The organism is Oleiphilus sp. HI0079 (genome assembly GCF_001635105.1).
The window spans coordinates 1-11,254 of record NZ_LWFT01000542.1; the positions used below are offsets into that span (position 1 = coordinate 1).

The 11,254-nt window shown below is 47.8% G+C and carries 9 protein-coding genes; 4 read left to right on the top strand and 5 right to left on the bottom strand.

What is annotated here, in order from left to right:
* The 4 genes from A3750_RS08290 to A3750_RS08305 form a co-directional block, all read left to right on the top strand.
* Nucleotides 1-1,423 (top strand): monovalent cation/H+ antiporter subunit D family protein (locus A3750_RS08290; protein WP_068548163.1); only part of this gene is annotated, 1,423 nt, incomplete at its 5' end.
* Entirely contained in the window at nucleotides 1,423-2,931 is a 1,509-nt protein-coding gene (locus A3750_RS08295) for a proton-conducting transporter membrane subunit (protein WP_068466187.1), read from the top strand. The genes A3750_RS08290 and A3750_RS08295, both read left to right, overlap by 1 nt.
* On the top strand, nucleotides 2,932-3,186 hold the full coding sequence (locus A3750_RS08300; protein WP_068457810.1) for a hypothetical protein: 255 nt from the start codon (nucleotides 2,932-2,934) through the stop codon (nucleotides 3,184-3,186). It abuts the gene before it with no gap.
* Entirely contained in the window at nucleotides 3,179-4,903 is a 1,725-nt protein-coding gene (locus A3750_RS08305; protein WP_231871771.1) for a Na(+)/H(+) antiporter subunit D, read from the top strand. The genes A3750_RS08300 and A3750_RS08305 overlap by 8 nt, the downstream gene beginning before the upstream one ends.
* A gap of 122 nt (nucleotides 4,904-5,025) precedes the next feature.
* On the opposite strand, the gene A3750_RS08310 is transcribed toward A3750_RS08305, so the two are convergent.
* From A3750_RS08310 to A3750_RS26800, 5 genes are all read right to left on the bottom strand, one after another.
* Nucleotides 5,026-5,625 (bottom strand): plastocyanin/azurin family copper-binding protein, encoded by a 600-nt coding sequence (locus tag A3750_RS08310; RefSeq protein WP_082863310.1) that lies wholly within the window; start codon nucleotides 5,623-5,625, stop codon nucleotides 5,026-5,028.
* Complete coding sequence (locus tag A3750_RS08315; RefSeq protein WP_068457814.1) at nucleotides 5,622-8,768, bottom strand: efflux RND transporter permease subunit; 3,147 nt, start codon at nucleotides 8,766-8,768, stop codon at nucleotides 5,622-5,624. The genes A3750_RS08310 and A3750_RS08315 overlap by 4 nt, the downstream gene beginning before the upstream one ends.
* Nucleotides 8,769-8,851: 83 nt before the next feature.
* Nucleotides 8,852-9,271: a copper-binding protein gene (locus A3750_RS08320; protein WP_068457815.1), complete on the bottom strand. Its 420-nt coding sequence runs from the start codon at nucleotides 9,269-9,271 to the stop codon at nucleotides 8,852-8,854.
* Between the two features lie 49 nt (nucleotides 9,272-9,320).
* Nucleotides 9,321-11,072: an efflux RND transporter periplasmic adaptor subunit gene (locus A3750_RS08325; protein ID WP_068548164.1), complete on the bottom strand. Its 1,752-nt coding sequence runs from the start codon at nucleotides 11,070-11,072 to the stop codon at nucleotides 9,321-9,323.
* Nucleotides 11,072-11,254, bottom strand: a 183-nt coding sequence (locus tag A3750_RS26800) for a hypothetical protein (RefSeq protein WP_231871772.1), incomplete at its 5' end; no start/stop codon positions are given. The genes A3750_RS08325 and A3750_RS26800, both read right to left, overlap by 1 nt.

Sequence of the window (11,254 nt, forward strand, 5' to 3'; positions counted from 1 at the left end):
GCTCGCTTGGCTGCTCTCTACTAGTGCGAGTATCGCCGCATTTTTTGTCGCGATTGGCCTATTGGAGTTGACGCTGGCGAATGGAGCGATTCGTTATGCATTGGGTGGCTGGAGCCCACCTTGGGGCATAGAGATGCGTATCGATGTCGCCAGTGCATTTGTGTTACTCGCCGTATCCGGTATTTCTAGCTTGGTGCTCATCTATGCACGCGCTAGCATTGAAAAGGAAATCAAAGAAGGGCAACACACGCTTTATTACACGGCGCACTTGCTATGTCTTGCAGGCCTTTCCGGGATACTGATCACCGGTGACGCGTTTAACCTTTTCGTATTCCTTGAAATTTCTTCTCTCGCGACCTACACCCTCGTGAGCTTAGCCTCTGATAGGCGATGCCTGACTGCCGCATTTCGGTACTTGGTGATGGGTACAATTGGCGCGACCTTCATACTGATCGGCGTAGGCATGCTGTATATGAAGACGGGAACACTTAACATGCTGGATCTTGGAGATCGTCTTCAAGCAATCGAGACCAGTCGTACCGTCAATACCGGGCTTGCCTTCATCATGGTTGGCGTCGGTATTAAACTCGCTCTCTTTCCTTTGCATATGTGGCTTCCTGGCGCGTATACCCATGCCCCTTCTGCGGTTACCGCGTTCTTGGCTGGAACAGCGACAAAAGTAGCTGTTTACGTCATGATCCGCTTTATATACACCGTGTTTGGCGCGGAGCATGTTTTTGAAGAAATGAGTATGAGTATCATTCTACTCGCTCTTGCGATCGTAGGTATTTTCAAATGCTCGTTTACCGCTGCCATTCAAAGCAATGTAAAAACATTACTCGCTTATAGTAGTGTGGCGCAAATTGGCTATATCGTTCTTGGCATCAGCCTCGTCAGCATTACTGGTTTAACCGCAAGTCTTTTGCATATTTTCAATCACGCATTGATGAAAGGCGCTTTATTCATGGCCGTTGGTGCGGTGCTTTACCGAGTAGGTAGTGTTGAAATTCGATCATTTAACGGGCTTGGTCGCGCAATGCCCTGGACCATGGCCGCCTTTACTATTGCTGGCTTAAGTATTATCGGTGTTCCGTTAACTGTTGGTTTTATCAGTAAGTGGTATTTAGTGACTGGCGCACTAGAGCAAGGCAATTGGATTGTCGCGTTTTTAGTCTTGTTAGCCTCGCTGTTCGCAGTCGTGTACATCGGTCGCGTGCTGGAAGCGGCTTACTTCCAAAAATTGCCAGAAGGCGTCGATGCTTCAAGTATTAAGGAAGCCCCAATACTTATGCTCTTACCTATGTGGGTACTGGTTTTGGCGAATATTTATTTTGGTTTGGATACTGAACTAACAATCAACGCCGCTTCGAGTGCTGCTTCCGCATTGACTCAGGGTTCAGCGCTGCTTGGAGGTGGCCAATAATGTTTTGGAGTTCCTTTGACGCCGCAACCCTTATAAACCTATCGATTGCGATTCCACTGATCGGTGGCGTGTTGGTTTTGTTAACGGGAAAAATTCCGAATTTGCGCGAGGCCGCCTCTCTTGCGACCGCATTCATCCTGTTCACATTGGTGCTCGAAATCACGCAGCGCATTTTTGCTGGTGAGGCCATGTCTACGACCTGGGTTGAGTTATTTCCAGGCATTGGTTTGTCGTTCGATATTGAGCCATTGGGTGTTGTGTTTGCAATTGTTGCGAGCGCACTTTGGCCCGTAACCACGATTTATGCAATTGGCTATATGCGGGGCCACAACGAAGAAAATCAAACAAGGTTTTTCTTTTGCTTTGCGTTAGCAATTAGCTCGGTTATGGCGATTTGTTTTTCTGGCAATTTACTTACACTGTTTGTTTTTTATGAAGTACTTACGCTTTCGACCTATCCGCTCGTGACTCATGCAGGTACGGACGCCGCAAAGCAAGGTGGACGAGTATATCTTGGTATTTTGATCAGCACTTCAATTGCCTTTTTGTTGCTTGCAATTTTGGGCACGTGGCAGGTAGCTGGTACGCTCGACTTTACTCCCGGGGGCGTATTTGCGAACGCGGACGGGGCCCCTATTCTCGGTATTCTTTTGGTTCTCTTTTGTTATGGCATTGGTAAAGCGGCACTTATGCCATTTCACCGCTGGCTCCCCGCCGCGATGGTCGCGCCCACGCCCGTTAGTGCTCTACTCCATGCTGTTGCTGTTGTTAAAGCAGGGGTATTTAGTGTTTTAAAGGTCGTAATATATATTTTCGGGCTTGAGCAACTTAAAGAGATTTCGCTGACTGATGTGATGCTATATATCGCAGCAACGACCGTCTTGCTTTCATCGTGTATTGCGATGACTAAGGACAACCTCAAAGCACGCCTCGCATACTCTACCGTTAGCCAGTTGAGCTACATTACCGTAGGGGCCTTACTCGCTTCGCCAATCGCGGCAGCCGGGGCGACGATGCACATAGCCACGCATGCGGTGGGCAAAATAACACTGTTCTTTTGCGCGGGTGCCATCATGGTGGCGAGCCACAAAAAAAATATTAGTGACATGGTAGGCTTGGGTAGAAAGATGCCCCTCACAATGGGCGCGTTCGCGATTGGGGCCATTAGCATTATCGGGCTGCCACCAATGGCGGGAACATGGAGTAAATGGTATCTCACAATTGGCGCACTCGATGCAGATAAGCTAGTGATTGTTGCCGTGTTAATGATTAGCTCCCTGCTCAACATTGCCTATCTTTTGCCCATACCGATGAAGGCCTTTTTCAATCAAACAGACAGTGCTTCAAGGCCTTGGACATGGGGTGAAGTTCAAGAAGCTCCTGTCGCAATCCTCATCGCGATCGGCATTACATCATTTTCTTGTGTGGCGCTGTTTTTCTTCCCGCAGCCGCTCATTGAGCTGGTAAATCTGATACCCGGTGTTTCGACTACGCAGGGAGGGCAATAAATGGATCCAAATAAAGAGCCTCAGGATTTCTTCGACAAACCGGAGAACATCCAAAAAATGCTAAAAGTCTTTTACGTGATATGCGGCTTACTTGTGGTGGCTGACTTTGTTGTGCATCGACACATTTACCACGAATGGGAAAAGATTCCCGCATTCTATGCGATCTATGGCTTCGTTGGTTGCGTTGTGTTGGTACTGATAGCGCGAGAGATGCGAAAGTTTCTAATGCGTGGCGAGGATTATTACGATGAGTAGTATGACGTTGCTACCGCCTTTTTTGCCCCTATTAATCGGATCGCTTGCAGCCATACTTTTGCGGGGTCATCTTCGCAGTGTGATCATGCTGCTTGCCCCTGTTTGGGGTGCGTATCAGTTAACTGGGTTAGAGCACGGCGTCTACTGGTCTTTTGAGTTTATGGGCTATGCACTTGAACCAGTTCGGGTTGATAAGCTTAGCTTGATGTTTGGGTACCTGTTTCACTTGGCTTCGTTCATTGCCATCGTCTATGCGCTGCATGTAAAGGATACGGTTCAGCACGTTGCTGCCCTCAGCTATGCAGCGAGTGCCGTTGGTGCGGTCTTCGCGGGTGATCTGTTAACCCTATTCGTGTTTTGGGAATTGCTAGCGCTGACATCTGTTTTTCTCGTTTGGGCACGCCGTACGGACCGCGCCTACTCTTCTGGTATTCGTTATTTAATCATTCAAGTGTTGTCCGGCGTACTCCTTTTAGCCGGTTTACTGATGTTTGTTCAGGCGGGTAACAGTTTACGTTTCGAGCACATCGGCTTAGAACATACCGGTCTGGCGCAAATCGGCGCGTGGTTAATCTTCCTTGCGTTCGGCATTAAGTGCGCCTTCCCATTTGTTCACAACTGGCTAACAGATGCCTATCCAGAAGCGACACCAACCGGCACGATATTTTTGGCGTCTTTTACAACGAAAGTTGCGGTGTATGCTTTTGCTCGCGGCTACCCCGGTACGGAGCTTCTCATTTGGATTGGCGGCACGATGGCGTGCTTCCCGATCTTTTATGCTGTGATTGAGAACGATCTTCGGCGCGTGCTCGCATATAGCATGATTAACCAGATAGGCTTTATGATTGTCGGTGTGGGGATTGGTACTGCATTGGCGCTCAATGGCGCAGTCGCACATGCGTTTAATGACGTCATTTTTAAAGGCCTGTTGATGATGACGATGGGTGCAGTGCTCCACATGACCGGGCGAATGAACGGTTCCGATTTGGGCGGCCTTTATAAAAGCATGCCAAAAACAGCGATATTCTGTATCGTCGGTGCAGCGTCGATTTCCGCCTTCCCGCTGTTTAGTGGCTTTGTTTCTAAATCGATGATTATGAGCGCTGCAATTGCGGAAGGCTATGACATCATCTGGCTACTTCTTTTGTTTGCGGCAGCAGGGGTGTTTCACCACGCAGGCATTAAGATACCTTACTTCGCTTTCTTCGCGCATGATTCCGGTATCCGTACCACGGAACCTCCGAAAAACATGCTCATCGCGATGGGTTTAGCGGCTACGCTATGTGTGATAATTGGGACCTTTCCGGCGCAAACGGTTTATTCCCTACTTCCATGGGAGGCAGAGTACCAGCCCTATGATTTAACGCACGTTCTAACTCAGCTACAACTTCTGTTCTTCTCTGCAATGGCCTTTGTTTGGTTGAACCTTAAAAACATGTACCCACCCGAGCTTCGCTCGACTAATCTTGATTTTGACTGGGTATATCGAAAGCTGGCGCCAAGTGTCATTCAACGTGGCGCACGCTCTGTTTATAATGCATATGTCGCAAGCGAAAACTCGGCGATCAATAGCTTGAAAAGCCTTGTAGCCAGCTCGTACGATTCGCAGACAGGAAAACCAAAGGGGTATTTCGCGAAACTATGGCCTACCGAAACAATGGTTGTATGGGTGGCTGTGTTGCTGGTCGGTTATCTTGTACTCTATTACGTTCGGTAAGAAATACCTTTCATCGTAGACTTGCTCATCAAAAGCGCAGCGCATTGTTCGGCTGTGCTTTTGATGCAAAAAAGTATGACGCTCGAAGCGTCATCGTATGCACACTTTGGTAATGTCATTTGCTACTTAAACGTCACCGGGCTATGCATACCAGCCTCATAATGCCCCGGCATATTGCAAGCTACCTCAACTTGCCAAGCTTCTTCAAACCGCCATATCAACTCTTCCGTCTCGCCTGGTTTTATAGTGATAGACGGGCCGCCTGGGCCATGATGCATGTCCGGGTTTTTCATCATCATTTTTCCATGCTCCATATGCTCATCTTTAGTTGCAATGGAAAACTCATGTACCGTATCGCCAGTATTGGTGATTACGAATTTGACGGTCTCGCTATCTTTGATCTCAAGAGGCTCGTGAATAAACTTCATCGAGTCATTGGCCGTGACCTCAATCGTTCTGTCTACCTCGCTTTCTTTTCCAGGTGAACCAGCAATGCTTTCCATATGATGCCCATGACCACCATGCATACCATGATCTCCGCCATGCATACTTTCATGCATCGATGAATGTGAGTTCTTGTGCATATGCTCATTACTAACACCCTGATCAGGAGCACTATGACCATGAGAGCTATGATCATGGCCGCTCTCACCTGGCCCGCCAAGAGCTACAATTGGGATGACAGCCAAAACACCGATTAACGCGACTTTGCTCGTTTTCATACTTTTTCTCCGTTACTAATTAATTCAACATTGGTTGATTTTTTCCACAAATAAAAGATTACTGGTATGACGAGAAGCGTAAGGATTAGCGTCGAAATCATCCCTCCAACCATCGGACCAGAAATTCGTTGCATCACCTCAGAACCGGTGCCATCACTGAGCATAATTGGGATAAGCCCGATAACGACCGTCAACACGGTCATCATAATCGGCCGCACGCGCAGTGCGGCCCCTTTTAACACTGCGTCCGACAATTCTTGCTGAGAAAGCGTGCGCCCTTCTCGTTGCGCTATGGCGTTTGCATCGCCGAGTGATTGATTAAGGTAGACGAGCATCAACACCCCAATTTCGACAGCCACGCCAGCGAGTGCGATAAACCCTACTGCGGCCGCTATGGACATGTTGTAACCAAGTAAATACATTAACCATAGACCCCCGATTAGTGAAAAAGGAACGGTACCCATGATAATCAATACTTCGGTAAAATTTCTAAAATTGATATAGAGTAGCAACACAATGACGGCAAGGGTTAAAGGGACAACGACCTTCAACTTCTGCTCTGCACGCAACATATATTCGTACTGCCCCGACCAGTTAATTGAGTATCCGGGGGGTAAAATCACTTTCTCCGCAACCACTTTTTGCGCTTCTCGCACATAAGAGCCGAGATCTCGTTCCGATATATCTACCAACGTCCAACCATTCAATCTTGCATTTTCACTCTTTATTCCGGGCGGTCCTTGTGTCACGTATATTGAAGCGACATCAGATAACGCAATTCTTTGCTTTGACGGGGTGACTACAGGTAACAACTTCAACTGCTCTTCGGAATCGCGGAAGCGTTGGGGGTATCGAAGATTTATAGGGTATCTTTCAAGTCCTTCTACAGTCTGAGAAATGTTCATTCCGCCAACCGAAGCTCTGACCACTTCTTGAACATCAGCGATGGAAAGACCAAACCGCGCCGCAGCCTCACGATTTACATCGATATGAACATAGCGTCCCCCTGCGACCCGTTCAGAATATACGGAAGCCGTACCCTCAACATCTGGAAGCACTTTTTCAAGTTGTTTGCCGATTTCCTCAATCACGGCTAGATCAGGTCCTGCGACCTTTATTCCAACGGGTGTTTTTATACCGGTCGATAGCATGTCTATTCGAGTCTTAATGGGCATCACCCAAGCATTCGTTAGGCCGGGGAACTTAACCAACTTATCAAACTCATCACGAAGACTCTGCGTGGTTACTCCCTGTCGCCATTGGTCACGCGGCTTCAGTTGAATAAATGTTTCTATCATGGTCAAAGGTGCAGGATCCGTTGCCGTTTCTGCGCGGCCAACCTTCCCGAACACAGTCTCTACTTCAGGCACCGTTTTTATAAGCTTGTCGGTTTGTTGCAATAGCTCTCGAGCTTTGCCAATTGAAATACCCGCGTAGGTGGTTGGCATGTACATTAGATCGCCTTCATCCAGCGGGGGCATAAATTCACTGCCGAGCTTGGTTGCCGGCCACAAGCCGATACCCATAGCAACGAACGCCAACAGAACAACCGTCTTTGGGTAAGTCAGAACAGCTTTTAGCGCTGGTTTATAGCTCGCTATAAGTAAGCGATTGATTGGGTTCTTTTTCTCTGGAATCACCTTGCCGCGAATAAAGTAGCCCATCAATACCGGAACCAGCGTAATGGCGAGACCGGCAGAGGCGGCCATTGCATATGTTTTTGTGTAAGCAAGAGGCGTAAAAAGCTTTCCTTCCTGCGCTTCTAGCGTAAATACAGGAAGAAAGCTCAGGGTGATGATCAATAGGGAAAAGAAAAGAGGTGGCCCGACTTCCGTTGCCGCCCGTCCGATTACCTCCCAGCGGTTTTCATTCGTGAGCGGCGTTTTTTCCATGTGCTTATGCACGTTTTCGACCATCACAATGGCCCCATCAACCATGGCGCCGATCGCTAATGCGATTCCGCCAAGCGACATGATGTTGGCATTCAAGCCTTGCTGATACATGATGACAAATGCGGTCAATATACCCACAGGAAGACTGAGAATTACAACTAAAGAAGACCTCAGGTGAAACAAAAACAAAGCACAAATGATCGCCACGACAACAAATTCTTCAACTAGTTTTTCAACAAGGTTATCAACTGCTCTGTTTATCAACCCGGATCGATCATAGGTAGTAACTATTTCCACCCCTTCCGGTAGTCCAGCCTTCAACGAATCAAGTCGTGCTTTGACGTTACTAATCACCTCCTGTGCGTTTTCCCCAAAACGCATGACAACAATGCCACCAACAACCTCGCCCTCTCCATCAAGTTCGGCCACACCTCTTCTCATTTGTGGTCCTATTCGAACTTCGGCAACATCCTTTAATAGGATGGGGATATTGGATTGCCTCAAGCCTAAGGGTATGTTCTCAATGTCACTGACGTTTTTTAGATAGCCGCTCACTCTAACCATATATTCCGCTTCAGCCATCTCGACGACGGAAGCACCGGTTTCTTGGTTTGCGCGCTTTACCGCATTCGAAATATGGCTTAACGGAATGTTGTATGCGCGCAATTTATTCGGGTCTACTTCTATCTGATACTGCCGCACCATGCCGCCAACGGTAGCTACCTCCGATACACCCTCGACCGTTTGCAGCTCATATTTGAGAAACCAATCCTGAATACTTCGAAGTTCCGAAAGATCGTGAGCGCCTGTTCTATCCACCAGTGCGTACAAGTAAACCCAGCCTACGCCAGTTGCATCTGGGCCTAACTGCGGCTTCGCGGTATCCGGAAGATTCCCCGCTGCTTGGTTTAAATATTCAAGAACTCTTGATCGAGCCCAATAGATATCCGTCTCATCTTCGAAGATAACGTACACATAGGAGTCGCCAAAAAATGAATATCCGCGCACCGATATCGCTCCGGGAACAGAGAGCATCGCAGTCGTTAGCGGATATGTCACCTGGTCCTCTACTACTTGTGGAGCTTGTCCCGGATAACTCGTTTTGATGATCACCTGCACATCGGAGAGGTCTGGAATGGCATCGACTGCGGAATTTTTAACAGCATACGCCCCCAGTCCGAGCAAGACTGCGGTAGCAATAAGAACAAACAAGCGGTTCGTTATCGACCATCTTATAATGGCAGCGATCATGTAAGAACTCCGTTAACGGTTATGCAGCCCGTGCAAGGCTATTAGGCAAGGCTCGTCGGCAATGGACCGTCCGAGCCTTGTACTTATTTTGTCTTGATATCTTTGATGATGTAGTTGTTGTTATCGTCAACCATCAATGTAAATTCAACTTCGTCGCCTAAGTTGAGTTCGCTTAAATCGATACCTTCTTGAACCTGAAAGTTCATGCGCATTTTAGGCCAGTTCATCTCAGGCATCGGTTCATGGTTAATATTTACCATGCCTCTCTCAGCCATAATTTTGTTGAGTCGCCCCATGCCCATTACTTCGCGCATGTTGCTCATACGTTCTCCATGTTTGCCTTCACCGTGCATACCTTCGTTCTGCATGCCCTCGTGATGCATGCCCTCGTGATGCATGCCCTCGTGATGCATGCCGTGATCTGTAGCGACGGCGTTTGCACTAACAATAACTAAAAGTGTCGCGAAGACACCTGATGCGGTTACTTTGTTGAGACTAGTCATACTTAACTCCTTGCGTTTTTTGTTTAAGTCTTGGTCGTTATTGCAATACCTACTGCTTTCGTACGTTTGAGATCTCATAGTCACCTTCTTCAGTTTCTCGCAGATAAAATGAAATCTGATCTCCGGACTCCAGATCTGGGAGCGCCTCGTCTTCCTTAACGATGAAAGACATATTCATTTCTGGCCACTCCCACTCAGGAATTGGTTCATGAACAACCTGCAGCATATTCATATCGAGCATTACGTCCCGTATGATCCCGTTTGATTTAACGGCGCCTTGAGGTAGCTTCTGTGTTTGTTTTGAATGCTGCATCACAGCTTGGTCACCCAAGGCTGTAATTTGGTAGTCCCAGTCGCCGGTTTTCCTCAGAATGAAGTCGACCGTTGCTCCTTCAGTGAATGAATTTGGTTCGATGCTGTCGGCGAAACCAAAGTCCATTTTCATGGTAGGCCAATCCCATTCAGTTATTGGCTCATGGGTGATGGTGACCATGCCCATTTCAGGCATAACTTTCTCAATAACACCTTTGGTTAAGACTTCTTGTGCCATTTTATCGGGTTCGGCCATTTCGGAGGGGTTATTCAGTTGTTGTTCCATTCTTTTGAATTCAGCCTCTACGTAAGACTCTGAATCAATCAAAAACTGCGCAGCAATGACGACGCTCTCACCCTCAGAAAGACCGTTAAGTATCTCGATCACAGCGTTGTCATTTGCAGCGGATAATCCTTCGTAACCAATTTTAATAGGGACCGACTGATAACGGCCTTCTCCTAACGCTTTGACTACACGGTTATGGCGGCCAGTTTTAATAACCGCGCTGCGTGGCACTGTCAGCGTAGCTTCTGAACGAGCAATATTTAGAGCTAGGTCTACCAGCATGCCGGACCGTAATAGCTCATCTGCGTTATCAATACGCACACGCACCTTGAGCGTTCTGGTAGCGGTATCGAGCTCCGGATAGAGATAATTCACGGTTCCGTGCCACTCCTTCCCGGGAAAAGCAGACGAGACAATGCTTACGTCAACCCCCTGACGAACCAAACCAGCTTGGCCCTCGAAAACTTCGCCAATCACCCACACAGAGCTCAAATCGGCAATTGCGATGACCTCGGTGGCTGGTTTGATGAACATACCCTTTCGCACGTTAAGGCTTTTCACTACGCCGGAACGTGATGCTGTAATACTAACGGTCTGCTCAACCTTTCCTTTCTTTGCGAGGCTGTTAACTTGGTTTCGACTTAGCCCAAGTGCATATAGTCTGGAGGCTGATGCTTTAATGAGCTTCGTATTCTTACTTCGTCGCGCTGCCAAGTACTCTTCTTGTGCACTTACAAGGGCTGGCGAGTAAAGCTCAAACAACACCTGCCCTTGTTCAACACGATCACCAACAGCTGCAACGGATAGATTCTCTATCCAGCCGTCTACACGGGTGTGCACATGTTCGATTCTGCTTTCGTCAAACACGACTGTTCCAACAGTTTGAATCGGAAAAACAACTGTTTCTTTTGCTACTGGAACAGTCTTGACCCCAAGGTTATTCTCAACCTCGGGGCTTATTCGAATCCCTGGTTCATTGCTCGACTCTTCTTCGTAAACTGGCACCAGATCCATTCCCATTGGCGACTGACCTGGGCCGTCGCGCCGGTAGTTTTTGTCCATTGGTGCAACCCAATAAAGAGGTTTTTCCTCAGCATTACTTTCAGCGGTGTCTGCACTGCCCTGAAATACAGGGGCCAATTTAACGCCACTAAAAAGGCCTATCGAAAACAGAATTAAGAGTAATATTCCATTCTTAAACATTATTCGTTCCCTACCTTTTCAGTTTCATTTGTGCCAAGGAAATAGTTCAGCTCCGACACAAGCTTATTTTCCTGTGTACGCAACCGCGCAACCATCACCTTTGCGTCTTGTTCTTTAAGAAACAGATTGATCACTAGCTGCAAACTCCCTTCGTCTGATTCATACGCTTGCTGCGCTGTTGC

Bases quoted from the DNA above. Each gene is read 5' to 3' on its own strand.
- A3750_RS08300 (WP_068457810.1), top strand. From the start codon at position 2,932: ATGGATCCAAATAAAGAGCCTCAGGATTTCTTCGACAAACCGGAGAAC.
- A3750_RS08310 (WP_082863310.1), bottom strand. From the start codon at position 5,625: ATGAAAACGAGCAAAGTCGCGTTAATCGGTGTTTTGGCTGTCATCCCA.
- A3750_RS08320 (WP_068457815.1), bottom strand. From the start codon at position 9,271: ATGACTAGTCTCAACAAAGTAACCGCATCAGGTGTCTTCGCGACACTT.
- A3750_RS08295 (WP_068466187.1), top strand. From the start codon at position 1,423: ATGTTTTGGAGTTCCTTTGACGCCGCAACCCTTATAAACCTATCGATT.
- A3750_RS08305 (WP_231871771.1), top strand. From the start codon at position 3,179: ATGAGTAGTATGACGTTGCTACCGCCTTTTTTGCCCCTATTAATCGGA.
- A3750_RS08325 (WP_068548164.1), bottom strand. From the start codon at position 11,072: ATGTTTAAGAATGGAATATTACTCTTAATTCTGTTTTCGATAGGCCTT.
- A3750_RS08315 (WP_068457814.1), bottom strand. From the start codon at position 8,768: ATGATCGCTGCCATTATAAGATGGTCGATAACGAACCGCTTGTTTGTT.